This window comes from Mesorhizobium sp. CA14, assembly GCF_020165195.1.
In the GTDB taxonomy this organism is placed as follows: Bacteria; Pseudomonadota; Alphaproteobacteria; order Rhizobiales; family Rhizobiaceae; genus Mesorhizobium.
Genome location: NZ_JAIUHR010000001.1, coordinates 115,933 through 142,191 on the forward strand (window position 1 = coordinate 115,933; position 26,259 = coordinate 142,191).

At 64.1% G+C, this 26,259-nt stretch carries 21 protein-coding genes; 9 read left to right on the forward strand and 12 right to left on the reverse strand.

The features are described 5' to 3' along the window. Window positions 1–2 precede the first annotated feature (2 nt). Together LB565_RS00580 and mmsB are read left to right on the forward strand one after the other, a co-directional pair. Window positions 3–1,169, forward strand: coding sequence for an isobutyryl-CoA dehydrogenase (locus tag LB565_RS00580; protein ID WP_224581271.1), 1,167 nt, complete (start codon window positions 3–5; stop codon window positions 1,167–1,169). Window positions 1,170–1,190: 21 nt separating this feature from the next. Continuing rightward, on the forward strand, window positions 1,191–2,075 hold the full coding sequence (mmsB, locus tag LB565_RS00585) for a 3-hydroxyisobutyrate dehydrogenase (protein WP_224581272.1): 885 nt from the start codon (window positions 1,191–1,193) through the stop codon (window positions 2,073–2,075). 324 nt (window positions 2,076–2,399) lie between these two features. Here the strand turns inward: mmsB and LB565_RS00590 are convergent, their stop codons facing one another. From LB565_RS00590 to LB565_RS00605, 4 genes are all read right to left on the reverse strand, one after another. Beyond that, window positions 2,400–3,779 carry an aspartate aminotransferase family protein gene (locus LB565_RS00590; protein ID WP_224581273.1) on the reverse strand — a complete coding sequence of 460 codons (1,380 nt, stop codon included), beginning with the start codon at window positions 3,777–3,779 and terminating at the stop codon, window positions 2,400–2,402. A 51-nt stretch (window positions 3,780–3,830) separates the two neighbouring features. Next, window positions 3,831–3,953, reverse strand: coding sequence for a hypothetical protein (locus LB565_RS00595; protein WP_040969798.1), 123 nt, complete (start codon window positions 3,951–3,953; stop codon window positions 3,831–3,833). A 32-nt stretch (window positions 3,954–3,985) separates the two neighbouring features. Continuing rightward, window positions 3,986–6,055 (reverse strand): prolyl oligopeptidase family serine peptidase, encoded by a 2,070-nt coding sequence (locus tag LB565_RS00600; protein ID WP_224581274.1) that lies wholly within the window; start codon window positions 6,053–6,055, stop codon window positions 3,986–3,988. A gap of 73 nt (window positions 6,056–6,128) precedes the next feature. Next, the gene (locus LB565_RS00605; protein ID WP_224581275.1) at window positions 6,129–7,289 is read right to left on the reverse strand and encodes an MFS transporter; all 1,161 of its coding nucleotides are present in this window, start codon (window positions 7,287–7,289) and stop codon (window positions 6,129–6,131) included. 314 nt (window positions 7,290–7,603) lie between these two features. Here LB565_RS00605 and LB565_RS00610 point away from each other — a divergent pair, with 314 nt between their 5' ends. From LB565_RS00610 to LB565_RS00630, 5 genes are all read left to right on the forward strand, one after another. Beyond that, entirely contained in the window at window positions 7,604–9,181 is a 1,578-nt protein-coding gene (locus LB565_RS00610; protein ID WP_224581276.1) for a trimethylamine methyltransferase family protein, read from the forward strand. 156 nt (window positions 9,182–9,337) lie between these two features. After that, on the forward strand, window positions 9,338–9,802 hold the full coding sequence (locus LB565_RS00615; protein WP_411970593.1) for an endonuclease domain-containing protein: 465 nt from the start codon (window positions 9,338–9,340) through the stop codon (window positions 9,800–9,802). Between the two features lie 31 nt (window positions 9,803–9,833). Continuing rightward, a complete protein-coding gene (locus LB565_RS00620; protein WP_224581277.1) occupies window positions 9,834–12,416 on the forward strand; it encodes an FAD-dependent oxidoreductase in 2,583 nt (860 codons plus the stop codon). A 20-nt stretch (window positions 12,417–12,436) separates the two neighbouring features. After that, window positions 12,437–14,014: an ArnT family glycosyltransferase gene (locus LB565_RS00625; protein ID WP_224581278.1), complete on the forward strand. Its 1,578-nt coding sequence runs from the start codon at window positions 12,437–12,439 to the stop codon at window positions 14,012–14,014. 16 nt (window positions 14,015–14,030) lie between these two features. After that, window positions 14,031–15,377, forward strand: coding sequence for a M24 family metallopeptidase (locus LB565_RS00630; RefSeq protein ID WP_224581279.1), 1,347 nt, complete (start codon window positions 14,031–14,033; stop codon window positions 15,375–15,377). Here the strand turns inward: LB565_RS00630 and LB565_RS00635 are convergent. Beyond that, entirely contained in the window at window positions 15,339–16,181 is an 843-nt protein-coding gene (locus tag LB565_RS00635; RefSeq protein ID WP_224581280.1) for a phosphate/phosphite/phosphonate ABC transporter substrate-binding protein, read from the reverse strand. The two genes, LB565_RS00630 and LB565_RS00635, sit on opposite strands and share 39 nt — an antisense overlap. A gap of 76 nt (window positions 16,182–16,257) precedes the next feature. After that, on the reverse strand, window positions 16,258–17,280 hold the full coding sequence (locus tag LB565_RS00640; RefSeq protein ID WP_411970594.1) for a fatty acid desaturase: 1,023 nt from the start codon (window positions 17,278–17,280) through the stop codon (window positions 16,258–16,260). Window positions 17,281–17,508: 228 nt separating this feature from the next. On the opposite strand from LB565_RS00640, the gene LB565_RS00645 reads away from it, so the two are divergent. Both LB565_RS00645 and bmt read left to right on the forward strand, forming a co-directional pair. Next, complete coding sequence (locus tag LB565_RS00645; protein ID WP_224511095.1) at window positions 17,509–18,366, forward strand: helix-turn-helix domain-containing protein; 858 nt, start codon at window positions 17,509–17,511, stop codon at window positions 18,364–18,366. A gap of 175 nt (window positions 18,367–18,541) precedes the next feature. Then, window positions 18,542–19,564 carry a betaine--homocysteine S-methyltransferase gene (gene bmt / locus LB565_RS00650; RefSeq protein WP_224581281.1) on the forward strand — a complete coding sequence of 341 codons (1,023 nt, stop codon included), beginning with the start codon at window positions 18,542–18,544 and terminating at the stop codon, window positions 19,562–19,564. A gap of 9 nt (window positions 19,565–19,573) precedes the next feature. Here bmt and LB565_RS00655 read toward each other — a convergent pair whose 3' ends face one another. From LB565_RS00655 to LB565_RS00680, 6 genes are all read right to left on the reverse strand, one after another. Then, entirely contained in the window at window positions 19,574–19,852 is a 279-nt protein-coding gene (locus LB565_RS00655; protein ID WP_224581282.1) for a hypothetical protein, read from the reverse strand. A gap of 142 nt (window positions 19,853–19,994) precedes the next feature. After that, window positions 19,995–22,184 (reverse strand): vWA domain-containing protein, encoded by a 2,190-nt coding sequence (locus tag LB565_RS00660; protein WP_224581283.1) that lies wholly within the window; start codon window positions 22,182–22,184, stop codon window positions 19,995–19,997. Between the two features lie 2 nt (window positions 22,185–22,186). Then, window positions 22,187–22,750, reverse strand: a complete 564-nt coding sequence (locus LB565_RS00665) for an RNA polymerase sigma factor (RefSeq protein WP_224581284.1) — start codon at window positions 22,748–22,750, stop codon at window positions 22,187–22,189. A 312-nt stretch (window positions 22,751–23,062) separates the two neighbouring features. Next, on the reverse strand, window positions 23,063–23,794 hold the full coding sequence (locus LB565_RS00670; RefSeq protein ID WP_224581285.1) for a dienelactone hydrolase family protein: 732 nt from the start codon (window positions 23,792–23,794) through the stop codon (window positions 23,063–23,065). Window positions 23,795–23,901: 107 nt separating this feature from the next. Next, a complete protein-coding gene (locus tag LB565_RS00675) occupies window positions 23,902–24,591 on the reverse strand; it encodes a hypothetical protein (protein ID WP_224581286.1) in 690 nt (229 codons plus the stop codon). An 89-nt stretch (window positions 24,592–24,680) separates the two neighbouring features. Continuing rightward, a complete protein-coding gene (locus LB565_RS00680) occupies window positions 24,681–26,255 on the reverse strand; it encodes a trimethylamine methyltransferase family protein (RefSeq protein WP_224581287.1) in 1,575 nt (524 codons plus the stop codon). Window positions 26,256–26,259: the final 4 nt, after the last annotated feature.

Sequence of the window (26,259 nt, forward strand, 5' to 3'; positions counted from 1 at the left end):
CCATGGACGCGGCAGTCGATGCGGGCACTGGCCAATTCGAGCTCAACGAGGAACAGCGTGCCATCCAGGAGATGGCCCGAGCCTTCGCGTCGGACCGCGTCGCGCCCAATGCGCTCGACTGGGACAAGGCAAAGCACTTCCCCGCCGATGTGATCCGAGAAACCGGGCCGCTGGGGCTGGGCGGCATCTATGTGCGCGACGATATCGGCGGCTCGGCGCTTGGGCGGCTGGACGCGGTGTTGATCTTCGAGGCGCTTGCCCACGCCGATCCGGCCTTCTCCTCGTTCATTTCCATCCACAACATGGCGGCCTCGATGATCGACCGCTTCGGCAGCGATGAGCAGCGGCAGCGCTTCCTGCCGAAACTGACCTCGATGGAATGGCTGGCGAGCTATTGCCTGACCGAGCCCGGGTCAGGCTCGGATGCGGCTGCGCTGAAGACGCGCGCGGTAAAGAGCGGCGGCGACTATGTCTTGAACGGCGCCAAGCAGTTCATCTCCGGCGCGGGCGACAGCGACCTCTATGTCGTGATGGCGCGCACCGGCGGCGATGGCCCGAAAGGCATCTCGACCTTTGTCGTGGCCAAGGATGCGCCGGGCCTGTCCTTCGGCGCCAATGAGCACAAGATGGGCTGGCACATGCAGTCGACCCGCCAGGTCGTCTTCGAGGATTGCAAGGTGCCGGCCGAGAACCTGCTCGCCGCGGAAGGCGCCGGCTTCGGCATCGCCATGGCCGGGCTCGACGGCGGGCGGCTCAACATCGCCGCCTGTTCGCTCGGCGGCGCGCAGTCGGCGCTCGACAAAGCGCTCGCCTATACGGCCGAGCGCAAGGCCTTTGGCTCGAAGATCAACCAGTTCCAGGCGCTGCAGTTCAAGCTGGCCGACATGGAGACGGAGCTGCAGGCGGCCCGCATCTTCCTCTACGCAGCCGCCTCGAGGCTCGACCGCAAGGCGCCGGACGCCGGCAAATGGTCGGCTATGGCCAAGCGCTTCGTCACCGATATCGGCTTCGACATCGCCAACCAGGCGCTGCAATTGCATGGCGGCTACGGCTATCTGCACGATTACGGCATCGAGAAGCTGGTGCGCGACCTGCGCGTTCATCAGATCCTCGAAGGCACCAACGAGATCATGCGCGTCATCATCGCGCGGAGTTTGATCGGCCGCTGACGATACATTCGGGAGAAAAAGATGGCAACGATCGCCTTCATCGGTCTCGGCAACATGGGCAATCCAATGGCCGCCAACCTCGTTAAGGCGGGACACACCGTGCTCGGCTTCGATCTCATGCCCGACAACCTCACTGTCGCGAAAGAACACGGCGTGACCGTGATGGCGAGCGCCGTCGCGGCGGTGAAGGACGCTGACGTCGTCATAACCATGCTGCCCGCCGGCAAGCATGTGCTGTCGGTTTATGAGGGCGTCGCGCCCAAGGCGAAGAAAGGCGCGTTGTTCATCGATTCCTCGACCATCGATGTCGAGTCGGCGCGCAAGGCGCATGCGATTGCCGCGAAGCATGGCCTGCAATCGATCGATGCGCCCGTCTCCGGCGGCACGGGCGGCGCCGCGGCCGGCACGCTGACCTTCATGGCCGGTGGCTCGGATGAAGCGTTTGCCGCCGCCGAACCGATCCTGAAGCCGATGGCCGGGCGCGTCGTTCATTGCGGCGGCGCCAGCGCCGGACAGGCCGCCAAGATCTGCAACAACATGATTCTCGGCATCTCGATGATCGGCGTCGCCGAGGCCTTCGTGCTGGCCGAAAAGCTCGGCCTGTCGCACCAGGCGCTGTACGATGTCGCCTCGACCTCGTCGGGCCAATGCTGGTCGCTCACCACCTACTGCCCGGTGCCCGGCCCTGTTCCGGCTTCGCCGGCCAATCGCGACTACAAGCCGGGCTTTGCCGCCGCGCTCATGCTGAAGGACCTGAAATTGTCGCAGGAAGCCGCGCAGAACGCGGGCGCCGCGACCCCGCTCGGCGCCGAAGCTACGCAGCTTTATGCGCTGTTCAACGCGCAGGGGCATGCCGGCGCCGATTTTTCCGGCATCATAAATTTCCTGCGCGGCGACAAAAGCTAAACGGCTGCTTTCCAACGATTATTAGCGAATTTTTTCGACACAAAGCCGGCAAATTTAGATTTGCTTAAGGTCTTGCTAACTCACCGGTAACGATGTGCCTTTAAAACGGATTGCGAGGCGGACATCGCGTCCGCCCGGCGCTCCGGATCAGGTCTCGCGTACCGGAGCCCGTAAGTTTCGCAAGTATCCTGTCGCGAAGCGCCATGCGTATCTGGCAGAGCCGCGTTCCCTTCGGGACGCGGTTTTTGCGTTTCGGAGACGCGCTCCGCGAGCCGTCCAGGAATGGACCGGGCGCTCAGCCAGGAGCGCCCGGAGAATATCCGCTTAGCGCTTGCGCAAATCGGCATCCGCCAGATCGAGCGCCTTGGCGATGCGCTCGCAGGCCATGTCGATCGTGTCGCGCGTCCAGATCAGCGGCGGCGAGAGAATCATCGTGTCGCCGGTGGCCCGCATCATCATGCCGCTCGCGACGGCATGGTCGCGCACGACGACGGCAGCGCTTCCCGACGGCAGATAGCGTTCCTTGGTCGCCTTGTCCTTGACGATCTCGATCGCGCCCATCAGGCCGATCGAACGCACCTCGCCGACCAGCCTGTGCCCAGCGATCCGCTCCTGCAGCGCCTGCGCGAAATAGGGACCGGTGTCGTTCCTGACGCGCTCGACCAGGCCTTCCTTCTCGATGATCTCGAGGTTTTTCAGCGCCACCGCGCAAGCCACCGGATGACCGGAATAGGTGTAGCCGTGATAGAACTCGCCGCCTTTCTCGACCAGCGTCTTGGCGATGCGGTCGCCGACCAGCAGCGCCGAGAGTGGCTGATAGCCCGAGGTCAGCGCCTTGGCGGTGGTGATGGTGTCAGGCTCGATGCCGAAAGTCTGCGCCGCGAACCATTCGCCGGTGCGGCCATAGCCGGTGATGACCTCGTCCAGCATCAGAAGCACATCGTATTTGCGGCAGATGCGTTCCACTTCCGGCCAATAGCTCATCGGCGGGATCTTCACCCCGCCGGCGCCCATCACCGGCTCGCCGATGAAGGCGGCGACCTTGTCGGATCCGGCTTCGAGGATCGCGTCCTCGACCGCCTTCGCCGCGCGGATGCCGAAATCATGGTCGCTTTCGCCGGGCAGCGCTAGTTCATAGGCATAGGGCATCATCACATGGACGATGTTGGGCACTGCGCCGCCGAGTTGCTTGTGCATCGGCTCCATGCCGCCGAGCGACGTGCCGGCGATCGTCGAGCCGTGATAGGCCGACTTGCGCGAGATGATGCGGTTCTTCTCGGGCTTGCCTTCAAGCGCCCAATAGTGGCGCACGAGCCTGAGCGCCGTGTCGTTGGCTTCCGAACCGGACGAGCCGTAGAAGACCTGGCCGACATGCTTCGGCGCCAGCTCCGCCAGCTTCTTCGACAACAGCACCGGCGTCGGCGTCGAGCATTTGAAGAAGGAGTTGTAGTAAGGCAGTTCCTTCATCTGCGCGTAGGCAGCCTCGGCCAGCTCGTCGCGGCCATAGCCGACATTGACGCACCACAGGCCAGCCATGCCGTCGAGGATTTCGGCGCCGTCGGCATCGTAGATGAACGGGCCCTTGGCATGGGTGATGATGCGCGAGCCCGTCTCGCGCAGCTCCTTGTGGTCGGTGAAGGGATGAAGGTGATGCGCGGCATCGATCTGCTGAAGCTGCTTCAGCGAATAATTCTGATAGGTCATGGATTTGATCTTTCCTCTTGAATCAATCCGGCAGCGGCCGGGGCGGATTCGTCAGAGGAAGCGGGGCGGCGAATAGCCGATCCGGGCGCACAGCCGCAACAGCTCGGCGCGCAGCGTGCGCGGTGACGGCGTCACCGCGACCCCGAAGGCGCCTGATGTGCTGAAGCGGATCATGGCGGCAGCTTATGCCGCCTGAGGCTCAAAATTCAAGCTGTTCCGGTTAGCGCCCGCTGCAGGAATATGTAGCGCATCGCCGTCTGCGCCGCCTGCGGCCGGCGATCGCCGCGCCCGCCATGGCCGCCTTCGGTCTCTTCGAAGAACAGCGTCCGGCCATGGCCTGCCTCCTGCAGCCGCGCCGCCATCTTGCGGGCATGCCCGGGATGGACGCGGTCGTCGGCGGTGGACGTCATCAGGAGCACCGGCGGATAGGCAGCGCCTGCCTTGACATGCTGGTAGGGCGAATAGGCGCCGAGCCAGGCCGCCTCTTCCGGCTTCGACGGGTCGCCATATTCGGCGATCCACGAGGCGCCGGGAGGCAGGTCGGTGTAGCGCAGCATGTCGAGCAGCGGCACGTCGATGATGACCGCGCCGAACAGCTCCGGCCGCTGCGTCAGCGATGTGCCGGTGAGCAGGCCGCCATTCGAGCCGCCCTGGATGCCAAGCTGCGCCGCCGTGGTGATGCCGCGCCGGACCACATCCTCGGCCACCGCCGCGAAATCGTCGAAGGCGTTCTGGCGCTTGCCCTTGAGCGCCGCCTGATGCCAGGCCGGACCGAACTCGCCGCCGCCGCGGATGTTGGCCTGAACATAGGCATTGCCCTTGTCCAGCCAGAGCCTGCCGCGAATGCCGGCATAGCCGGGCAGCAGCGGCACTTCGAAGCCGCCATAGCCGTAGAGCAGCGTCGGCACCGGCCCTTTCTGGTCGCGCCTCCGCACCACGAAATACGGGATCATCGTGCCGTCCTTCGAGCGCGCCTCGAATTGCTCCGAGACATAAGGCGAGGCCTCGAAGCGGGCCGGCTGCGACTTCACGGTTTGAAGCGTCTCGCCATTGTCGTCCGACCAGATGATCGAGCTCGGCGTCAGGAAATCGGTGAAGGAGAAGGAGACGCTCGAGCCGAAATGCTCGGCATGGCTGATGCCGACATTGCCGTTGTCCGGCAGCGCGATCGGTTTCAGCGACCAGCCATCGGCGGTGCGGTCGCAGGCGATGACCTTGCCGCGCACATTGTCCATCAGGTTAATGAACAACCGGTCCTTGGTCCTGGCGAGCCCGGCGATCGAGACGCGATGCGCCGGCGCAAGCACCGTTTCGAACGGCCCGAATGCACCGCTCTCGATCCAGCGATCGAAATCGACCGAATAGAGCCCGTCGGGCAGGCAGCGCGTGCCGTCGGGCGCCGTCCATGGGCTGCGCACGCCGAAGATCAGCTGGCCCTTGAAGACCGCCGTGTCGGTGGCGTCGTCGGGCAGCGGGATGCGCCGGTTCTCGCCCGAAGCCAGCCGCAGGAAATTGTGCGAGGTGAAGAAGTCGAGCGTCTTGCCGAGCAGCACATGCCGCTTGTCGCCGTCATATTCGACGCCGCCGCCGACCGCGAGATGTTGTTTCTCGCCTTCGAAGATCGGCGTCGCGTCCTCGAGCTTGGTGCCGCGCTGCCAAAGCTTGATCACGCGCGGATAGCCGGACTGCGTCTTGTCGCTTTCCTCGAAAGCCGCCGAGACGATGACCGTATCCCGGTCCAGCCAGGAAAAGCCCGACTTGGAGGCGCGCGCGGAAAACCCTCCGTCGACAAAGGACCTCGTCACGATATCGAATTCGCGCATCTCACTGGCATCGCCGCCATCGGGCGACATGTAGAGCAGGCAGCGGTTGAAATCGGGATAGAGTCGGCTGGCGCCGCCGAACACCCATTTGATGTCTTCCTTCGCCGAGAGCTGATCGAAATCGATGATCGTCTCCCATTCCGGTTTGCCGGTCTTGTAGGAAGCGACAGGCGTGCGCCGCCACAGCCCCAGCGCATTGGTCTTGTCCTGCCAGAAATTGTAGACGTAGCCGGCAAGTGCGGCCCCGACCGGCATATTGTCCTCGGCCGTCATCAGGTCGAGCGCGGTCTCGAAAGCCGCCTGATAGGAAGGATCGCCCTGCAATTCGGCGACCGTCAGCGCATTCTGGCGATGAACCCAGTCCAGCGCTTCCTTGCCATTGCGATCCTCCAGCCACAGGAAAGGATCGTCAGCCGCCAATTCGGGCTGGGTTTTGGTCATCATGCTGGTCATGCGGGTCTCCATCTGGCGGCCCCGCCTACATCGCGTTCGCTGCGTCGATATTCAAGGGCCGTGACGGGACCGATTACAAAACCCGCCGGCGCATGACAGTCGCCGCCGCCAGCGCCGCGCAGATCGCACCCAGCGTGACCGGCAGGCCGGCGGCGCCGATAATACCCATGACGCCGCCGGTGAGCGGCGGCACGACGATGCCGCCAAAACCCCACATCAGCGAGAAGGCCGCATTGCCGGCGACCAGCGCCGAGCCGCTGAAGCGCTCGCCGAGCTCGATGATCGACATCGTGTAGATGCCGTAGGAAACGGCGCCCCAGACAAAGACGCACGTCCAGATCAACGGCGTCTCGATCAGCGCCGGCAAGAGCACACATCCAAGGATGGTCACCACCACGCAGCCGAAGCGCACCAGGCGCGCCGTCAGTTTTTCGGCAAGCAGGCCGAGCGGCACCTGCATGGCGATGTTGCCGGCGATCATCACGGAAAGCAGCGCCGACATGCGCGCCTCGGGAATGCCGTGATGCGTCCCATAAACCGGCAGCAGCGCCAAGATCGCTTGCTCGAATCCTGCCGCGACGATCACCGCCGACAGAAGCAGCCAGGCCATTGGTATGAAGCCCAGCACCGAAACCCTGTTTTCGGCCTCGTCGACTTTTGGCAGCCGCTTCACCACCACGGCCAGACAGCCGCCGCAGAAGATGAAGGCAAGAATGCCGACAAGGAAAGGCGGCCAGCCTTCGGTGCCGACGCCGAGCAGGCAGAGCGGCCCCGCCGCGAAGCCCGCCGAGATGATGGTGGAATAGATGCCCATGACGCCGCCGCGGCGCGACGGCGGCGCCAGCGCAATCACCCAGATTTCGCTCAAGACATAAAGCGGGTTGGTCACCACCCCGATCAGGAAGCGCAGCGGGAACCACAGATAGACATTCTGCGTCCAGCCGATCAGCGCCAGCACCAGCGCCGAGAGCGCCGCGCAGGTCAACGCGGTCCGCCCTGCCCCGAAACGGCGCGCCAATCCCGGGATCAGCGGCGAGGACAGGATGAAGCCGACCGGCGTCATCGCCGCCGACAGCCCGATCATCGCCGGCGAAACGCCCTGACGCTGCAGGATGAAGCTGAGCAGCGGGTAGGAAAGCCCTTGCGCGATGGCGAATACCGAAACGGTCGCGATCACGCCGGTAATCGCGGCCCACTGCACCCTCTCGCCGGCCTCTGATTTCGCCAGAGCCATCATTCCTGCTCCAATCGTCCGGAGCCTTAGCCGCTAGCGGCGACAGCCGTAAGGGCCAACGGCGGCGAAAGCGCATGTTCCAGCCAGTCCCTGTCAAGAGCGCCTGCGTTGCAGCGAACGATACGGGGCGAACGCCACCAGCAGAATGTCGAGCCCGACGATGACGGCGGGCAGCCCGAGCGGTCCGATCGCCTGCGGCCGGTTGCCCTTCCGTCATGTCGCTTCCCTCGCCCTAGTGGTCGCCGCCTCCTCACCGGCTGCATTGCGGCCGGTCCATTATGCCGGCCAAAATTCGCATCCTCACGAGGCTTCTCATGACCGCCGCCCTTCGTCCCGCCGAACCGGCACTGGCAACCGATCGCGCCCGCCGTGGCGGCCGCGCGGGCAAGCGCGCCGGCGGCTCGGCAGCCTTCGAGCAGCCCGCCTTCCGGCAGTTGAAGAACCCGCTGACGCCGACCAAGCTGGTGTCCGACGACGAGCTGGAATCGATTCACCTCGCCTCGCTGCGCGTGCTGAAGGAGATCGGCGTCGACGTCCTGCACGACGAAGCCCGCCGCATCATGAAAGCGCACGGCGCGGATGTGCGGGAAGGCTCAGAGCGCGTGCGCTTCGACAGCGACATGATCCTCGAGCTCGTCTCGCATTGCCCGTCGGAATTCACCCTGCACGCCCGCAATCCGGCGCACAATCTGCGCTTCGGCGGCAACAACGTCATCCTGTCGATGATGGCTTCGGCGCCGAACTGCTCCGACCTCGACCGCGGCCGCAGGCCCGGCAACCAGGCCGACTACCGCAACTTCCTGCGCCTGGCGCAGATGCACAACATCCTGCAGTGCACCGGCGGCTACCCGGTCGAGCCGATCGACATCCACCCGTCGGTGCGGCACCTGGAATGCATCCGCGACCTCGCGATGCTCACCGACAAGGTCTTCCACATCTATTCGCTCGGCAAGGAACGCAACGTCGACGGCATCGAGATCACCCGCATCGCCCGCGGCATCAGCCGCGAGCAGCTGATGCAGGAACCCTCGGTCTTCACCATCATCAACACCAATTCGCCGCTCAAGCTCGACGTGCCGATGATGGAAGGCATCATTCAGATGGCGAGCATGGGCCAGGCCGTGATCGTCACCCCGTTCACGCTCTCGGGCGCCATGGCGCCCGTCACCGTTGCCGGCGCGCTGGTGCAGCAGAACGCCGAGGCGCTCTCCGGCATCGCGTTCGCGCAGATGGTCAAGAAAGGCGCGCCGGTCGGCTATGGCGGCTTCACCTCCAATGTCGACATGAAATCCGGCGCGCCGGCCTTCGGCACGCCCGAATATATGAAGGCGCAACTCGTCGGCGGCCAGCTCGCGCGCCGCTACAAAATTCCCTACCGCACCTCCAACACCTGCGCCGCCAATACGGTCGACGCGCAGGCCGCCTATGAAAGCGTGTTCTCGCTGTGGGGCGCCATCCAGGGCGGCGGCAATCTGATGATGCATGGCGCCGGCTGGCTGGAAGGTGGCCTGCGCTGCTCCTACGAAAAGACCATCCTCGATATCGACCTGTTGCAGATGGTGGCCGAATTCCTCACCCCGCTCGACCTCTCCGAGGATGCGCTCGGCTTCGACGCCATCCAGTCGGTCGGCCCCGGCGGCCATTTCTTCGGCACCCAGCACACGCAGGAACGCTACAAGACTGCCTTCTACTCACCGATTGTCTCCGACTGGCGCAACTTCGAGACCTGGACCGAGGCCGGCTCGCCGACGGCGATGGAACGCACCAACAAGGTCTGGAAGGAGCGTCTTGCTTCTTACGAGGAGCCTTACATGGATCCGGCCATTCGCGAGGAACTCAACGACTTCGTCGAAAAACGCCGCGCCGAAGGCGGCGCGCCGACGGATTTCTGATTTTCTGTGTTGAGGATGAATAGTCGACCCCCACTCCGTCGAGCTTCGCTCGACACCTCTCCCCCGATCGACGGGGGAGAGGAAAGACGCGAGGCGATTCCAGCCGGCGCCCTTCTTCTCGGTGGCGCCCTTCCTCTCCCTCCGGAGGGGGGAGAGGTGGCGCCGCGAAGCGGCGACGGAGTGAGGGAAGGCGCTGCTCAAACGCGAAGCCGCCGCAAACAGGGCGCTACCCAGCGGGCGCGAAATCTCCGGCAGGCCGGCAATCAAGCGGAAGCATTGCTTTGGCTTGAACTGAAAGCACGCAAGCTCGGCGGCTATCGTTTTACGCGCCAGTTCTCCATCGGGCCATTCTTCGCCGATTTCGCTTGCCGCGAAAATTGGCTCGTCGTCGAGGTCGATGGATCCCAACACGCCGACAGCTCATATGACCGCCGCCGCGACGACTTCATGCAGGCTCAGGGTTACTCGATCCTGCGTTTCTGGAACCATGACGTTCTGAAGCATCGCACTTCCGTCTGTGAAACAATCCTTGCCGCGCTTGATGGCAAACTGGCCGAGAACATCGCGGTGGCCGATCTGCGCTTTGTTTTTCACGCCTCGCCCAATCAATTCAGCTCTTAAAACCCAGTCTTTGTAAAACGGATCTATCTGCATGAAATCCCACGTAAAAGCGGTTGTCATCGGCGGCGGCGTCGTCGGCTGTTCGGTGCTCTATCACCTCGCCAAGGCTGGCTGGACCGACATCATGCTGATCGAGCGCTCGGAGCTGACCTCCGGCTCGTCCTGGCATGCGGCGGGCGGCTTCCATACGCTGAACGGCGACCCCAACGTCGCCAAGCTGCAGGCCTATACGGTCCAGCTCTACAAGGAAATCGAGGAACTGTCGGGCCAGTCCTGCTCGCTGCATCTGACCGGCGGCGTCATGATGGCCGACACGCCGGAGCGCATGGACTTCCTGCGGCTCGCACACGCCAAGGGCCGTTATCTCGGCATGGACACCGAGCTGATCACGCCTTCGGAAGCCAAGGCGATGTTCCCGCTGATGGACGAGACGAACTTCGTCGGCGCTATGTGGGATCCGGTCGAAGGCCATCTCGACCCTTCGGGCACCACCATTGCCTATTCCAAGGCGGCCAAGAAACTCGGCGCCGAGATCGTGCTGCGCAACCGCGTCGTCGACCTGACGCAGCAGCCGGATGGCACCTGGAACGTCGTCACCGAGCAGGGCACCGTCCATGCCGAGCATGTGGTCAATTGCGGCGGCCTATGGGCGCGCGAGATCGGCCGCATGGTCGGCGTCGAGCTGCCGGTGCTGGCCATGGAGCATATGTACCTGCTCACCGAACCGATGCCGGAGGTCGAGGAATTCAACAAGTCGACCGGCCGCGAGATGATCGGCGTGCTCGACTTCAAGGGCGAGATCTACACCCGCCAGGAACGCAACGGCGTCCTGCTCGGCACCTATGAGAAGGCCTGCAAGCCGTGGTCGCCGGTCAACACGCCGTGGGATTTCGGCCATGAGTTGCTGCAGCCCGACATCGACCGCATCGCGCCCTCGTTGGAGATCGGCTTCAAGCATTTCCCCGGCATCGAGAAGGCCGGCATCAAGCAGATCATCAACGGCCCCTTCACCTTCGCGCTCGACGGCAACCCGCTGGTCGGCCCGGTGCAGGGCCTGACCAATTTCTGGTGCGCCTGCGCCGTCATGGCCGGCTTCAGCCAGGGCGGCGGCGTCGGTCTCGCGCTCTCCAACTGGATGGTGCATGGCGATCCGGGTTTCGACGTCTGGGGCATGGACGTCGCCCGCTTCGGCGAATGGGCGAGCCTGCGCTACACCAACGCCAAGGTGCGCGAGAATTATTCGCGCCGCTTCTCGATCCGCTTCCCGAACGAGGAACTGCCTGCCGCCCGTCCGGCGCAGACGACACCCCTCTACGACACCATGCTCGCCAACAACGCCGTCATGGGTGATTCCTGGGGCCTCGAGACGCCGCTCTGGTTCGCACCGAAGGGCGCGGAGCCCAAGGACATCGTCTCCTTCCACCGCTCCAACGATTTCGGCCCGATCGGCGAGGAAGTGCGCGCCACGCGCGAGAAGGTCGGCGTCACCGAGATTGCCAACTTCGCCAAATACGAGGTGTCCGGTCCGGGCGCGGAGGATTTCCTCAACCGGCTGATGACCAACCGCATGCCTAAAGTTGGCCGCATCGTGCTGACCCCGATGGTCAACGAGTTCGGCAAGCTGATCGGCGACTTCACGATTGCCAATGCCGGCCCAAGAAATGGAGAAGACCGCTTCATGATCTGGGGCTCGTCGGCCGCGCAGAAATATCACATGCGCTGGTTCGAGAAGCACCTGCCTAAGGACGGCTCGGTGCGCATCCACCGCTTCGACCAGACGCTGGTCGGTCTCTCCATCGCCGGGCCGAAATCGCGTGATCTCTTGCAGAAGCTCGTCGATGTCGACGTCTCGACCAAAGCCTTCCGCTTCATGGATTTCCGCGAGATGGCCGTCGGCGGCGCGCCCTGCATGGTCAACCGCATCACCTATACCGGCGACCTCGGCTATGAGATCTGGATGGCGCCGGCCTATCAGCGCCTCGTCTACAAGACGATCAAGGAAGCCGGCGCGGAATTCGGCATCGTCGATTTCGGCATGCGCGCGCTGCTCTCCATGCGCCTGGAGAAGAACTTCCCGACCTGGTTCCGCGAGTTGCGGCCCATCTACGGGCCGTTCGAAGGCTCGATGGATCGCTTCATCAAGCTGGAGAAGAACGACTTCATCGGCCGCGAGGCATCCGCCAAGGAGTATGCGCAAGGGCCGAAGCTGCGCCGCGTTTCCTTCATCGTCGACGCTGCCGATGCCGACGTGATGGGGGACGAGCCGATCTGGGCCAAGGTCGGCAAGGACTACGGCACGGTCGAGAAGCCGCATGGCTACGGCGCGCCGCGCTTCGACGCGGCGGGCAAGGAAGTGCGCGGATCGAAGGCCGCCGAAGGCGCTTCCGCGGTGCGCGGCATCGTCGATGGGGAATGGCGCGTCGTCGGCTGGGTGACCTCGGGCGGCTATGCGCATTACGTGCAGAAGTCGATGGCGCAGGGCTATGTGCCAGCCGCCCTTGCCGAGGACGAAAGCGTCGGCCTGTTCGAGATCGAGATTCTCGGCCACCGCCGCCCGGCCCGCATCAATATCGAGCCGCCCTTCGACCCGAGCGGCGAGAAGATGCGGACCTGACCACCCGGATTTGTTGGATCGTGCCGGTTGCTGTGGCATTGTCGATGCCCCCGCTACCGGCGCATCAGCATGAGAAGACCACCCCTTTGCAGCAGCTAGAGAAATGGACCGATTGGCTCTGCAATGGACGGGTCGGTCCGTTCAGCGCTGCGATCGCGTCGGTCCTCGTCTATTGCCTGCTCCAGATCGCGCTGATGGCGCTGTTGTCTCACATTGCGGGCACGGGCGTCGGCGTCGACGATTCCGAGCAGCTGATGGAAATGCGCTTCCTTGCTGCCGGATACGGCAGCTCGCAGCCGCCCCTATACACCTGGCTGGCAATGCTAGCCGCCTCGGTGGTCGGAACCAGCGTCCTTGCCCTCAAGATCGTCAAATACGGCTTGCTGGCCGCGGGGCTGGCCGCCTATTTCACCGCCATACGCCGCCTCGGCTACTCGAACCGCGCCGGTGCCGCCGGCATGTTCGGATTGCTGCTGTTTCCCCAAATCTTCTGGGAGATGCAGCACGCCCTCACCCACTCGGTCGCCATATTCTGCTTCACTTCGCTGCTGCTTCTGGCGCTGGTCGAGGTGGAGAAGCGGCGCTCGGCCATCTCTTATGCGTTTTTCGGCCTGGCGACGGCGGCCGCGATGCTGTCGAAATACAACATCGTCATCTTCCTTGCCGCCCTGTTCCTGGCATCTCTCTCGCTTCGCGAAACGCGTAAGGCGATCTTCGACCGACGTTTCGCAATCAGCGTGGCCGTAGCGATCCTCGCCTGCCTCCCCACGCTTCACTGGAATATCACGCACCCGGACGACTTCCTGGCGCACGGCGGTGGCTTCGGCGCTGGCAACGGCGATGGGCTGGTGGAGACCACAATGCTCGCCCTGCGGGGGCTGGGCAACGCGATGCTCAATTTCGCCGGCCTGCCGGCTATAGTCATTGCCGTCGCCTTTTTCCTCGCGACACGGAAAACCGCGACAACACCGCAGCCGGTGCGGTGGCCCGAGAAGCTGCTGTGGCGCACGATCGCCCTGGCGTTGCTCATCACGCTGGTGGTGGTTCTGGCGGGCGGCATCACGCAGTTTCGCGATCGGTGGGTCCTGCCCGTGTTCGTCTTGTTGCCCGCAGCCATGGCCATGCGCTTCGATGCCATCGGGCAGAGGGGCGGAAAAGCGCAAGGTACCATTGTCTTCGTCGGCGCGACCCTCGCCATTCTTGCGCTGCCCGTAAGCTGGTACATGCACGTGAATGGCGGCGACAGCCGCGGCAGCATCGTGCGGATGGACTACCGGTCGCTTTACGACCAGATCAACGCCGATGGACCGGTCAAGACCGTGGTCTCGAGTTGGTTCTGGGTCGGCAATCTGCGCCTGGTCGATGCCGATCTGATCGTGCTCGACGATGAGATACCGGACTTCGCCCGGTCGATCCGCGAGCCGGCTGTGCTTGTCCTGACCAACGACAGGGAATCGTCCTCGGATGTCTTCGAAGAGATGGCGAAAGCCGGCTACACAATGGACACCGTACACCGCACGATTGAAGTGCCGCAGGCACTCGGCTTCCCGCCGCGCAAGGTCACGATCACCAAACTGCTCAAGAAGACCGCGCAGTAAGCTTCAGGGGGGACGAATGGACAAGCTAGGCTTTGGCCGCCATCGCAAGATCATGCCCTTCGAACCAGGCTCCGTCGAAGCGTTGCGCGAGGCCTCCCGCGAAAAGGCGGCCTCGCTAAACCAGCATCTGCTGGGCTATGGCGCGACAGCCGAAGCGGAATGGGCGGCGGCAGGCATCGCCGCGCCCAACCTGCCCGCCATGCGCAGATACCGGCTGGAGCGCATTCGCGCCGAGCTGAAGCGCCGCGACTATGCCGGCGCCCTGCTCTACGACCCCGTCAACATCCGCTATGCGACGGACTCGACCAACATGCAGCTCTGGGTCGCGCACAACCCGACACGCCACTGTTTCGTCGCCACCGAGGGACCTGTGGTGCTCTTCGATTACTTCTCTTGCGAGCATCTGTCCGACCATTCGGGTGTCGTCGACGAGGTGCGCCCGGCCGTGTCGTGGATATATCTCTATAGCGGCGAGCTCACCGAGCAGAAGGTCCGGCGCTGGGGCGCCGGCATCGCCGAGCTCGTAGCCGAGCATGGCGGCGGCAATCGCCGCATCGCCGTCGACCACATCGATCCCGAAGGCGTCGAGGAACTCGCCCGCCGCGGCATTTCCGTCGGCAATGGCGAGGCGGTGATGGAGAATGCGCGCCTCATCAAATCGCCGGACGAAATCCTCGCCATGCGCCGCGCCATCGTCGCCTGCGAGGCAGCGATGGGCGAAATGGAAGCGGTGCTCAAGCCCGGCATCTCCGAAAACGAGCTCTGGGCGCAACTGCATCGCGGCAACATCGCGCGCGGCGGCGAATGGATCGAAACGCGGCTTCTGTCGTCCGGCCCGCGCACCAATCCCTGGTTCCAGGAATGCTCCTCGCGCGTCATCGAGGATGGCGACCTCGTCGCCTTCGACACGGACCTGATCGGTCCTTATGGCTTCTGCGCCGATCTTTCGCGCACATGGCTTTGCGGCGACCGGCAGCCGTCGAACGAGCAGCGCGGCCTCTTCCGCATCGCCGCCGATCAGATCGCTCATAATACCGATCTGATGCGGCCGGGCATCTCCTTTCGCGATCTCGTCGAGCGCTCGGCGGTGCCGCCGGACGACTGCTATCCGATGCGCTACGGCGTGCTCTATCACGGGGTAGGCCTTGCGGATGAATATCCGACGCTGCCGCATGCCGGCGACTGGACCGACGACACGCCGGACGGCGTGCTCGAACCCGGCATGGTGCTTTGCGTCGAAAGCTATATCGGCAGGCTTGGCGGGCGCGAAGGCGTCAAGATCGAGGAGCAGATCCTGATCACCGGGACCGGAAACGAGAAGCTTTCAGCCTACAAGCTGGACGAGCGGGAGCGGCTGCTCTGATCCGCCTTCGACAGCCGCGACGGCGTCGCGCATCGCGGCAATGGTTTTTTCCGGCGTCGTTCTGGCGGTGATATAGGGCAGGCCCTTGCGCCGCGCCGTCCAGCCGACGACCTTCACGCCTTTCGCAGCCGGCTCGAAACGTTGCGCCAGGGCCCAACTTGCGCAGTCGATTGCGGCGATATCCGCCCTGCCCTCGGCGATGGCGATGATCGACGACCGGTGGCCGTCGCTTTCGCTGCGCGAGGCGAAAATATCGAGGCTCTCTCCCACCCCCTCCAGGTCGCGCGTCAGCGCGATCAGCCCAGACATCGAATCCGGATTGTTGAAGGTGAAGCGCTTGCCGCGGAGAAGATCGATCGGGATGATGGCTTTGCCATCCTGCGGCGAGGCAACCGGCAGCTCGCCGTCCGCGGCCATCACCAGCGCGCTGGAATAGAGTTCCCCTTGCCCCCCCTCGAACGCATCGTAATTCGGCTGGGCAATCACCTGCACATGCCCGGCGAGGCCGAGTTCCATCGGCCCCCAACAGGTTTGCCCGAAGAGCAACGCCGGACTGAGCCAGAGCTGGTGAAAATCGAGCTCATCCGCCGGCAACTCCGCCGGATCGGGCGCGATCAGCTTGCCGGCGTCATTGAGGATGCCGCCAGGCACCGGCGGCAGTTCGTGATTGCTGCGCACAATCGTTTCCGGCGCGTCGATGCCCCGTTGGCGGAAAGCATCGCGCAGCCGTGCCCATTGCGCGTCGACCTCGCCACGCGCCTCGGGCCAGTCATACATCGGCAGGGCCGCAACGAACTTGCTCATGTCGAACAGCTTTCAAAGACAGGCGACCCTCAGCGCCTGCGTTCCGCCGCGAAAAAGCGAGCGCGGAAAGTCGAAATTACTCTTTCGGCGGCTCGGCCGGAACCGGCGCCGTGCCAAGTCCGCTGACATTGCGCGCCCTGACGCGCGGCTTGAAGGCGCGGCCCGGCTCCGGCGCGCGACGCAGCATCGGATGGATGACCGGCTCCTTGGCCTTGAAGGCATAGGATTTGATCAGCGCCAGATAGTTCGGATAGACATAGCCGTTGTTCATCCGCAGCCATTCTTCGCGCCGGTCGCGAAACAGCTTGGGCAATCTGTACCAGGCAACCGTCGGGCTCTTGTGATGCACGAAATGCAGGTTGTTGTTGAGGAACAGGAACGACAGCGGCGAGCGTTCGACGATGATGGTGCGCCCTTCCGGATGCTCGGACCACTGATGCTCGGCATAGGTGCGCACCGAAATCAACGACTGTCCGAGCCAGACCGGCACCAGCACATAGAGCCAGAGCGGGACGCCGAAGCCGAAGGTGACGATCGGCGCCACGACGGCAATGCCGATGGCATGCAGCAGCCAGGCCTTGCGGATCGCCTTGTCGCCGGCGGCGATCTGCTTGGCGTCGTCGATGAAGAAGCCGACCGACGACAGCCACGGTCCGAGGACGAGGCGGCCGACCATGGTGTTGTTGATCCTGAGCAGGAACTTCATAGCCTGCGGCAGTTCCTCATGCCTCCAGAGCGCCTGGTAATAGCTCTCGGGATCGTCCAGCGGGTCGGTCAGCCGCTCGTCGGCATGGTGGCGCAGGTGGATGGTCTTGAAACGCCGGAACGGCCAGACAAGCCCGATCGGCAGGAAGACAAAAGCTTCGTTGATCCTGGCGCTGCGGGTCGGATGGCCATGCAGCACCTCATGCATCAGCGAGGATTGGAGCGCCAGGATCAGCGCCAGCGCGATCAACGCGATCAAGGGGTAGGATGGCCAGAGCCACAAGCCGATTGCGAACCATGCGCCGTAGCAGAAGAGTGCCAGGAATACCGTCGGCCATTCGATTGCCGGTGCACTGCTGCGTCTCTTGCTGATGCCGGTATTCATGCTTGCCATGCTATCGACCACTGCCCTCCAGTCGCCGGAACCAATCCGATTCCTGACAACATTGTGTCAGGAGCCTGCCGTTACATCAACGCGACAAAGCCCACAAACTGTTGCGAATGCGCATTTTCAGCCGCATATGTTATACATTGTAAACAAACTTGGGGATTCATTTCCGCCTGAGCCACGTTCAGACCGGCTCCGACGCAAATTTATCCTCTCCGAAGCAGGAGCAGCGTTATGGACAAGCGCGATCTTTCGACCCTGTTCAGGGAGCGGCTGAAATTGCTCTTGACACGTTCCGATTTGAACCAGTCGGCTTTCGCGACGGCTGTCGGCATCGACCGCTCGGCGTTGTCGCAACTGCTTTCCGGCGCCTCGACCCGCCTGCCGCGCGCCGAGACGCTTCTCAATATCGCGGCCGAGTTCAAGGTGTCGCTCGACTGGCTGCTGGGCCTCTCCCACGACGAGGGCGTCACCGGCGAAATCAGAGAGAGCCTCGAGATCGAGGAGGCGCCGGACGGCTTCGACCGCACCTTGCTCGCCAAGTGGCATGCCGAGGCGGCAGGCACCAAAATCCGCTACGTGCCGGCGGGCATCCCTGACCTTCTGCGCACCGAGGCGCTGGTCGAATACGAAGCCGGCATCACCAACAAGAGCCGCGAGGCGCAGGCCGGCGAAACGCAATACCGCATCGACTATACAAGGCGGCCGGAGACCGACATGGAGGTCTGCATGCCGCGTCACACGCTGGAGATTTTCGCGCGCGGCCTGGGCGTCTGGGACCGTTTCCCGGAAGCTGAAAGGCGTAAGCAATTGCTGCACATGTCAGCCTTGCTCGACGACCTTTACCCGACTTTCCGGCTGTTCCTTTATGATGGCCGCATGCGTTATTCGATCCCCTACACCATCTTCGGCCCCTACCGCGCTGCGATCTATGTCGGCGACATGTATCTGGTGTTGAACGCCACCCAGCCGATCCGCACGCTCACCAGCCATTTCGACAATCTGATCCGCGCCGCCGACATCAATGCGCATGAGGCGGCAAGCTTCGCGCAAAAGCTGGCCGCAATGTCCTTCCCGTCAGGCTCTGTCTGATCACCTGCATCGATATCATGCTCTCGGCCCATCCGGCCGACATTCATCCTTTCAAGGGCCAGCGAGGTCGAGATCACGCCGGCGGTGTGAGGCCCTTCTCGACCGCAAGCTCGTTGACTAGACATAAAGACTTCTTTATATCGTTATTTGAATTCCAAACACGAAAGCTATGGCCATGACCGCGACCAATCCAATCCACGCATTGCTGGCCGAAAAGGGCGTGCTTCTGGCCGACGGCGCCACCGGCACCAATCTGTTCGCGATGGGCCTGCCGGCCGGCGAAGCGCCCGAGCTGCTCAACGAGACGGCGCCCGAGACCATTGCCAGCCTGCATCAGAATTTCGTCGATGCCGGCGCCGATATCATTCTCACCAACTCCTTCGGCGGTACCCGCCACCGGCTCAAGCTGCATCACGCGCAGGACCGCGTGCACGAGTTGAACAAGCGCGCCGCTGAAATCGCCCGCTCGGTCGCCGACAAGGCCGGCCGCAAGGTGATCGTCGCCGGCTCCGTCGGCCCGACAGGCGAGCTGCTGGTGCCGCTCGGCGCCCTGACCTATGACGACGCCGTCGATGCCTTTGCCGAGCAGATCGAGGGCTTGAAAGCGGGCGGCGCCGAAGTCGCCTGGATCGAGACCATGTCGGCGCCCGACGAGATCCGCGCCGCGGCCGAGGCCGCCATCCGCGTCGGTCTGCCCTACACCTATACCGGATCCTTCGACACCGCCGGCCGCACCATGATGGGGCTGTTGCCGAAGGACATCCACGCCGTCGCCGACGGACTGTCGCAGGCCCCGCTCGGCGTCGGCGCCAATTGCGGCGTCGGCGCTTCCGATATCCTCGCCTCGCTGCTCGACATGACCGAGGCGAAGCCGGAGGCGACGGTAATCGTCAAGGGCAATTGCGGCATTCCGGAATTCCGCGGCAGCGAGATCCACTATTCCGGCACGCCCGAGCTGATGTCCGATTATGTGCGGCTGGCGGTCGATGCCGGCGCGAAGATCGTCGGCGGCTGCTGCGGCACGTCGTTTGCCCACCTTGCCGCCATGCGCAAAGCGCTCGACGCCCACACCAAGGCTGAGCGCCCGACCGTCGAGACGATCGTCGAGCGCATCGGCCCGATGCGCAACAAGATGGCTACGGCAAACATTGCCGAAACCAGCGAAGGCCGCCGCGAACGCAGGCGCAGCCGCGCCTGAGAGGCCTGCTTATTTGCTGTTTTCGGCGTAGCGCGACAGCGCCGTATTGAAATCGACTCCGTTCTGGTCGTCGGAGTTCATCGTCGCCAATGCGCCCGATGCGCCTGGATCGCTGATCTGCTCCAGCATCACGCGAAACCGGTCGTTGTTGAGCGCCGATAGCGCGGTGTTGCGGGCCGCGTCGACATCGCTGCGGATACGGGTCGATTCCGCCGAAGTCGTGGATGATCCCCGCGCCGGCGCACTGGCCGCCGTCGCGTCCGCGTTCCCGATTGTCGTGATATGCACTGCTGATCCCTCAAATCTCTATCGGCATTGACTAACAGAAGCTCGGTTGCGGCGAGGTTCCGGAAGAGCCGCGTAATTTAATGATCGCAAAAAGGGCTGGCAGGATTTGTCCCGCCGGCTTTTCATTGGAGTTCCCTACGCTCTACTTGTTGCCGTCCAGCGATGAGGCCAGGCGCACCAGCGACAGGAACTCCGCCCTGTAACCGAACGGATCGGCGCCGCGCGCGGCGTTGGCGATCTCCGCGATCCGGTCATAGCCGAAATTCGCCGTCTGATCCTCGTCGCGCAGCTTCTGGCCGAAAGCCGCGACCGCGATCGAGAAGCGCTGGTCGGCGCCGGCCGCGTCAAAGGACTTGACCTCGTTGGCGGCGGTCACCGGCGTGGTGATCAGCTTCGACACATTCTCGTTCGGCAGCTTGTAGCGGATCTTGACGAAGGCATACTCGTCGCCATTGGCGACGCCGCCATTGTCGACCTTGGCTTGGCCGTAGCGCAGCGGATCGACCTGCTCGCCGCCGCTCCCCTTCGGCGTGATCTCATAGACCGCCGTCACCGAATGACCGGAGCCGATATCGCCGGCATCGACGCGGTCATTGTTGAAATCCTCGCGCTTCAGGGCGCGGGTCTCATAACCGACAAGACGGTATTCCGAGACCTTGGCCGGGTTGAACTCGACCTGGATCTTAACGTCCTTGGCGATGGTGAACAGCGTCGAGGAGGCATCCTCGACCAGCACCTTCTCGGCTTCCGCGAGCGTATCGATATAAGCCGCGGTGCCGTTGCCGTTCTGGGCGATGGCCTGCATCATCTGGTCGTTGAGATTGCCGCGCCCGAAGCCGAACACCGACAGGAACACGCCTGTCTTGCGCTCCTTCTCGATCAGCCGCTTGAGGTCGTCGTCATCGGTCTGACCGACATTGAAGTCACCGTCGGTGGCAAGCATCACCCGGTTGACGCCATCCTTGACGAAGGATTGCTGCGCAAGCTTATACGCTTCGCGGATGCCTTCCTCGCCGGCCGTCGAGCCGCCGGGCGACAGATTGTCGATGGCCGCAAGGATCTTCTGCTTTTCCGCCGCCTTTGTCGGCATCAGCACCGTGCCGGCATTGCCGGCATAGGTGACGATCGAGACGGTGTCGTCGGGCTTCAGCTTGCTCACCAGCAGGCGGAAGGCGGATTTGAGCAGCGGCAGCTTGTCCGGCTCGTCCATCGAACCCGAGACGTCGATCAGGAAGACCAGATTGGCCTTGGGCTGCTCGGCCGGCTTGACGTCGAAACCCTTGATCGCGACATGCATCAGCTTGGTGTGCTCGTTCCACGGCGTCGGCATGACGGTTATGGTCGAGTTGAACGGCGTTGCGGCTGAATCCGGTCCCTTCCAGTCATAGGGGAAGTAGTTGATCATCTCCTCGACACGGACAGTGTCCGGGTCGGGCAGACTGCCTTCCTTCAGCGCGCGCCGCACGAAGGAATAGGAGGCTGTGTCGACGTCGATCGAGAAGGTCGAGACCGGATCCTGCGCCGTTTCGTGCACCGGATTGGTCTTGAAGGTTTCGACGCGATCGCGGTTTTCCTCCTGCGGCTGCATCTGGTCGGCCGGCATGGGCGCGGGCTGCACCATGAGCTTGGAATCGGCGAGGGCGGGCGGAGACGCCGGAACGGCGGCCGCGCCGCCTGCCGGTGCCTTGTCGGCCCGCTCCAACTCGTCGGCGCTCCGTTTGGGGGAATAGCCCGCAATTACCCCGACCCCGTCCTTGCCGCCGGCCGCGAGCTGGCCATTCTCTGCTGGCGCCGGTTGCAGGGCAGGCTCGGCTTCGGGCGCCACCTCCTGCTTGAGCAGGCTGTCGACCTCTGCTGCCGGCTTCGGGGCTGCGGGCGCCATCTGCGAATTGGCGCGCGTCTCGGTGTCCGTGTCGGTCTTCTTCGCCTTCGCTGGTGCAGCCGCCAGCGGCTCGCCGATCGCGGGCTGTTCCGGCACAAGCGTCTGCGCCGCCGGCTTGTCGGCCAAGGTCTCGGTGACCGTGCCGTTGCCGCCGATGACCGGCGGCTGTTCCTTCAGCATCTCGAAAGCGGCATAGCCGGCGATAGGCAGCGCGACCAGCGCGGTGATGGCCGGCGTGGCAATGAGTTTCCGTTGCATGATGTCTCTCCAGAGCATTCTTGCTCGCTCCGTGAGACGAAGGCCTGTTGCCGTTCCTTGGGCGGCGGCCGAGATTTTTTCGTCCAAGTCGAAGGCCTGCATTGCGGCGGCCAGCGCGCGCGTCTTCGCCTCGCCATCGGGCGCCGGTATCGCGAGATCGCGCAGCCTTTCGAGTTCGTTGTCGTCGACCATGGTCACACTTCCCCGGCTGAACGCATAAGCAGCTTCAGCCGTTTCTTCGCTTCATGGATGTGCCAGGAAACCGTCGTCTCCGAGATGGCCATCACCTCCGCCGCCGCGGCGTGGTTGAGACCTTCGCCATAGACCAGCAGCACCGCGTCACGCTGCTTGTCGGGCAGCATCCGCACCGCCGCCCACAGCGCCTCGGCCGGATCGTCGCTCTGCGCCGACGCTTCGCCTGCGATCAGCGCATAGGCTCCATAGGCATCGGTCTTGGCGATATCGCGGGCGCGCTTGCGCATCATGTCGCGGGCCGCATTCAGCGTCATGGCATAGAGCCATGTCGTAAAGGCGCCGTTGCCCTGATAGTCGCGGATTGCGCGGCCGAGCCGCACGCAGACATCCTGGGCTATGTCCTCGGCGTCGGCCTTGCGGCCGCACCAGCGATAGGCGGCGCGATAGACGAAGCCATAGTGCCTTTCGAGCAGTTTGCCGAAAGCCCCCTTGTCTCCGCCCCTCGCCCGCCCGATCAATTCGGCATCGGAGGCTTCGCTGTCGTCCAGCATCATCGCCGTCATTTGCCTGTTGGACGAAGGCTAATGGCCAATCCTTGGGGCGATGGAAAGATTTTTTTGAGAAGGCAATTAGGTTCGATGGACGAGGTGTGTCGAGATTCGGGTCAGGCCGAGCCGGAGTCGAAGATGGGCGCGAAGCGACCAAACAAGGTGGTTTCCGAGAACCGGCCTTCGCCGGCCGTAGCCCTCATAGAGCGGAGACACTTATGAGGGCTTCGGCCGGCGAAGGCCGGAGCGGAGCGTACTTAAAGTACGTGAGCACCGGAAGCGCAGGAAGCCGCCATTTGTAGGCCGGCCTCGCCCGATCGGCACACCTTATCCCAGCGTCTCTTTGAAGAACGTCGTCAGCCGCCTCCAATGCCTCTCGGCGCCGGCCTCGTCGTAGGCGCTGTGGTCCTTGACGCACCAGCCGTGGCCGACGCCGACATAGTTCTCGATGACGTGGTCGACCTCGGCCACCCTGAGCGCCTCCGCCAGCCGCGCAGACTGCTCGGGCGGGAAGCTGCGGTCGATGCCGGCAACGCCGACATAGACGCGCGCCTTGATCGAGGCCGCCTTGCGGTGCGGGCTGTCGGGCGCGTCGCTGGCGAGATTGCCGCCATGAAAGCTCGCCGCGGCAACGATCCGGTCCGGATAGCTCGCGGCCGCGTTCAGCGCCCGTGCGCCGCCCATGCAGTAGCCGACGACGCCAACAGGTCCGGCGATCCCCTCGGCGGCCAGGGCATCGAGGAAGGCGCTGCCGTCGCGGATGGTCATGCCCTGCGTCGTGCCGCCGCTCAGCGCCGACAGCGCGGCCTTGGTCTTTTCCTCGGCAAAGGCGGTTTTGGGATCGAACGGACCATACGGCGCATAGCGGTAGAAGAGATCGGGCACCAGCACGGCATAGCCATGCTCCGCCAGGCGCTCGGCCATCTGGTCGAGCGCCGGGCGCGGACCGAAAATATCCATGTAGAGGATGACGCCAGCCTTGGCCGGCGCCGCTGGACGAAACAGCAGTGCCTTCGCCGTGCCGTCCTGGGTCTTGATCTCGATGTCCTGCTTCGTCATTGCGCTCTCCGCCGGTTGCTGGCTAGGCGATAGATATCCGCACCGCCCGGCGGGGCAAGCGCAACCTCTCGATCGCGGTCAAGTTTCCGTGCGGTTCGGAAGAATGCCTACAGTCCGGCGAACGCAGCCATATGAAAAGCCTGGACATCGGCCGGATAGCGATACTTGGCGCCGTAAGGACAAGCGTTGCGGTCGAGGCAGCCGCCGGCGCGGCAGGGCGCACCATCCGTGCCACGCACATGCACCAGGCACGCCTGGTGCGCAAAGCCATCTGCCGAATAGGCGCCGACTGGACAGGATTTCAGGCAGGGCTTTGCGACACATGTGTCGCAAAGATGAAGCGCTTCGCGAGCTTCGGGAACGGAAATCTCGTCCTCGAACAGCAAGGCGGCGCGATAGGCATGCCAGAGCCCATAGGTCGGATGCATGAGGATGCCGAGCGGCGACGGTTTCAGCCCTTCCGCCCGCATCGCCCATTGCTGGAACGGCAGATAGGGCCGGTCTGAAGGCGATATGGCGCGGACGCCGAATTCTTGCGCCACCGCGCCGATCACCTCGCGCGACCAGCTGTCGAGTGGGTTGGCGATGTCCCTCGCCTGTCGTTCCCGCCAGCGCTGGAAATGCGGCCAGGGCGCCGCGCCGGCCTGCCCGATGAGCAGCATAGATTTGGCTGGAGCCTCGGAAAGTCCGGCCGGCGCCGTCTCATCGTCGCCGAAGCTGAAACCGCCGCGCAGGATCAGGCCGTTGGCCGCGAGCGCGGCCGCAATCTCCTCGACCGTGCCGCGGGAAAAAGTCATCCCTTCCGGTCCGGATCGGAGAACGCGCTCCGCCAGACTTCCTTGTGAATGATGTTGGCGACTTTAGCCCCGCCTGACTCGGGCTCCTTTCACGTGAAGGCGTCGGCCATCGAGCCCTTCTTCTTGGCGATGAAATCCTTCAGCGCCTCGTCGATGGCCGGATCGAGATGGGGCGCCTCGTAGCTTTCCAGCCAGCGGCGTGCGAGCTCGTTGGCGCGCTGCGGCGCGGTCTTCTCGCCTTCGGCCAGCCACTGCTCGTAGGAATTGTTGTCGGCGATGTTGGAGCGGTAGAAGGCCGTCTGGAAATTCGCCTGGGTGTGGTCGCAGCCGAGATAATGGCTGCCCGGGCCGACCTGGCGGATGGCGTCCAGCGCCTGGCCGTTTTCGGACAGGTCGACGCCCTCGGCAAACTTCTGCTGCATGCCGAGCTGGTCGATGTCCATCATGAATTTTTCGTAGCAGGAGGCGAGACCGCCCTCGAGCCAGCCCGCCGAATGCAGCACGAAATTGGTGCCGGCGAGAATCGTCGAGTTGAGAGTGTTGGCGCTCTCATAGGCCGCCTGCGCGTCCGGGATCTTGGAGGCGCAGAGCGAACCGCCGGTGCGGAACGGCAGGCCGAGCCGCCGCGCGAGCTGTGCCGCGCCATAAGAGACCAGCGACGGCTCGGGCGTGCCGAAGGTCGGCGCGCCGGACTGCATCGAGATCGACGAGGCGAAGGTGCCGAACAGCACCGGCGCGCCGGGCCGGATCAGCTGCGTGAACGAGGCGCCGGCGAGCACTTCGGCCAGCACCTGCGTCAGCGTGCCGGCAACCGTCACCGGGCTCATCGCGCCGGCCAGGATGAAGGGCGTGACGATGCAGGCCTGGTTGTGGCGCGAATAGACTTTCAGCGCCCCAAGCATGGTCTCGTCGAACACCATCGGCGAGTTGGCATTGATCAGGCTGGTCAGCACCGTGTTGTTCTCGACGAAGTCGTCGCCGAACACGAGCTTGGCCATCGCCACCGTGTCCTCGGCCCGCTCCGGCGCCGTCACCGACCCCATGAACGGTTTGTCCGAGTAACGGATATGCGCGTAGATCATGTCGAGGTGGCGTTTGTTGACCGGCACGTCGACCGGCTCGCAAACCGTGCCGCCCGAATGGTGGATCGACGGCGCCATATAGGCGAGCTTCACGAAATTCTGGAAATCCTCGATCGTCGCGTAGCGGCGGTTGCCGTCGAGGTCGCGCACGAAGGGCGGGCCGTAGACCGGCGCGAACACGGTCGCATTGCCGCCGATCTGCACCGAGCGCTCCGGATTGCGCGCATGCTGAGTGTAGATCGAAGGGGCTGTCTTCAACAGCGAGCGGCAGAGGCCCTTGGGAAAGTGCACGCGCTCGCCCTTGACGTCGGCACCTGCTTCCTTCCACAGCGCCAGCGCCTCGGCGTCGTCGCGAAAGATGATGCCGATTTCTTCCAGCACCGTGTCGGTGTTCTTCTCGATCAGCGCCAGGCCCTCCTCGTTGAGGACCTCATAGACGTTGATCTTGCGCTTGATGTAGGTGAGCTGGGTGCCCGGGCCGCCGCCCGATCGGGCCGCCCGGCGTGCCGCCGCGCCGCCGCTGGCGCCGCGCCCACGCCGTGCGTTTGACGCTTCCTGGTCGACTGCCGCGTTCTCGCTCATGATC

Bases quoted from the DNA above. Each gene is read 5' to 3' on its own strand.
- LB565_RS00580 (WP_224581271.1), top strand. From the start codon at position 3: ATGGACGCGGCAGTCGATGCGGGCACTGGCCAATTCGAGCTCAACGAG.
- mmsB (WP_224581272.1), top strand. From the start codon at position 1,191: ATGGCAACGATCGCCTTCATCGGTCTCGGCAACATGGGCAATCCAATG.
- LB565_RS00590 (WP_224581273.1), bottom strand. From the start codon at position 3,779: ATGACCTATCAGAATTATTCGCTGAAGCAGCTTCAGCAGATCGATGCC.
- LB565_RS00595 (WP_040969798.1), bottom strand. From the start codon at position 3,953: ATGATCCGCTTCAGCACATCAGGCGCCTTCGGGGTCGCGGTGACGCCG.
- LB565_RS00600 (WP_224581274.1), bottom strand. From the start codon at position 6,055: ATGACCAGCATGATGACCAAAACCCAGCCCGAATTGGCGGCTGACGAT.
- LB565_RS00605 (WP_224581275.1), bottom strand. From the start codon at position 7,289: ATGGCTCTGGCGAAATCAGAGGCCGGCGAGAGGGTGCAGTGGGCCGCG.
- LB565_RS00610 (WP_224581276.1), top strand. From the start codon at position 7,604: ATGACCGCCGCCCTTCGTCCCGCCGAACCGGCACTGGCAACCGATCGC.
- LB565_RS00620 (WP_224581277.1), top strand. From the start codon at position 9,834: ATGAAATCCCACGTAAAAGCGGTTGTCATCGGCGGCGGCGTCGTCGGC.
- LB565_RS00630 (WP_224581279.1), top strand. From the start codon at position 14,031: ATGGACAAGCTAGGCTTTGGCCGCCATCGCAAGATCATGCCCTTCGAA.
- LB565_RS00635 (WP_224581280.1), bottom strand. From the start codon at position 16,181: ATGAGCAAGTTCGTTGCGGCCCTGCCGATGTATGACTGGCCCGAGGCG.
- LB565_RS00640 (WP_411970594.1), bottom strand. From the start codon at position 17,280: ATGGCAAGCATGAATACCGGCATCAGCAAGAGACGCAGCAGTGCACCG.
- LB565_RS00645 (WP_224511095.1), top strand. From the start codon at position 17,509: ATGGACAAGCGCGATCTTTCGACCCTGTTCAGGGAGCGGCTGAAATTG.
- bmt (WP_224581281.1), top strand. From the start codon at position 18,542: ATGACCGCGACCAATCCAATCCACGCATTGCTGGCCGAAAAGGGCGTG.
- LB565_RS00660 (WP_224581283.1), bottom strand. From the start codon at position 22,184: ATGGTCGACGACAACGAACTCGAAAGGCTGCGCGATCTCGCGATACCG.
- LB565_RS00665 (WP_224581284.1), bottom strand. From the start codon at position 22,750: ATGACGGCGATGATGCTGGACGACAGCGAAGCCTCCGATGCCGAATTG.
- LB565_RS00670 (WP_224581285.1), bottom strand. From the start codon at position 23,794: ATGACGAAGCAGGACATCGAGATCAAGACCCAGGACGGCACGGCGAAG.
- LB565_RS00675 (WP_224581286.1), bottom strand. From the start codon at position 24,591: ATGACTTTTTCCCGCGGCACGGTCGAGGAGATTGCGGCCGCGCTCGCG.
- LB565_RS00680 (WP_224581287.1), bottom strand. From the start codon at position 26,255: ATGAGCGAGAACGCGGCAGTCGACCAGGAAGCGTCAAACGCACGGCGT.